This window comes from Kitasatospora sp. NPDC022856 (genome assembly GCF_055561235.1).
In genome coordinates this window covers 1-1,160 of the sequence record NZ_JBVHHE010000146.1, presented here as the reverse complement: position 1 = coordinate 1,160, position 1,160 = coordinate 1, and the positions used below count along the sequence as shown (strand labels likewise).

The following is a 1,160-nucleotide window of genomic DNA, read 5'->3' as shown; positions in this document are numbered from 1 at the left end:
CTAGTGTCCTGCGCCCGAGATCCGTCGTTAGATCTTGCGTGAGTGATTCTTCGGATGTGCCGGTGCGTCGTCGTGGTCCTGCGTTGGAGCCGTTGTCGTTGTCCGACGAGGAGCGGGCGGTGCTGACGCGGTGGGCCCGCAGGGCGACGTCCGCCCAGGCGTTGGCTATGCGGGCTCGGATCGTGCTGGCCTGCGACGGCCTGGATGTACCGTCGATCGTCGGCGTCGCAAGGCAGTTCGGGATTACTGCGGACACGGTCCGCAAGTGGCGTCGCCGGTTCCTCGCGGATCGGCTGGACGGCCTGGTGGACGAGCCGCGTCCGGGCCGGCCGCCGAGCATCGCGGTGGACGAGGTCGAGGCGGTGGTGGTGGCGACGCTGGAGGAGATCCCGAAGAACGCGACGCACTGGTCGCGGAGCTCGATGGCGGCCCACAGCGGCCTGTCGAAGTCCACGGTGGGACGGATCTGGCGGAAGTTCCAGCTCAAGCCCCACCTGGCGGACACCTTCAAGCTCTCCACCGACCCGCTGTTCATCGAGAAGGTCCACGACGTGGTCGGCCTCTACTTCGACCCGCCCGAGGGGGCCGTGGTGCTGTCGGTCGACGAGAAGTCCCAGATCCAGGCCTTGAACCGGTCGCAACCGGTGCTGCCGATGATGCCGGGCATGCCCGAGCGCCGGACCCACGACTACGTGCGCAACGGCCTCACCACCCTGTTCGCCGCCTTCGACACCGGCAGCGGGAAGGTCATCAGTTCCCTGCACCGACGGCACCGCGCGGCGGAGTTCAGGAAGTTCCTCGTCAAGATCGACCAGGAGGTTCCCGACGGCCTCGACATCCACCTCATCTGCGACAACTACGGAACCCACAAGACCCCGGCCATCAAAGCATGGCTGTCCCAACACCCCAGATTCCACATGCACTTCACCCCGACCGGGTCATCGTGGATCAACCAGGTCGAGCGCTGGTTCGGCTTCCTCACCGACCAGATGATCCGCCGCGGATCCCACAAGAACGTCCAGACCCTCGAACGCGACATCCGCAACTGGATCAAGACCTGGAACGAGGCCCCCACACCGTTCACCTGGACCAAGACCGCGGACGAGATCCTCGATTCCCTCGCCCGATTCTGCCGACGGATCTCGGGCGCAGGACACTAG

General features: G+C 65.9%; 1 protein-coding gene. It reads left to right on the top strand.

All coding sequences use genetic code 11. The annotated features are described in order from the left end of the window. The first annotated feature begins 62 nt into the window (after positions 1-62). Entirely contained in the window at positions 63-1,160 is a 1,098-nt protein-coding gene (locus ACZ34W_RS38745; protein WP_465611215.1) for an IS630 family transposase, read from the top strand.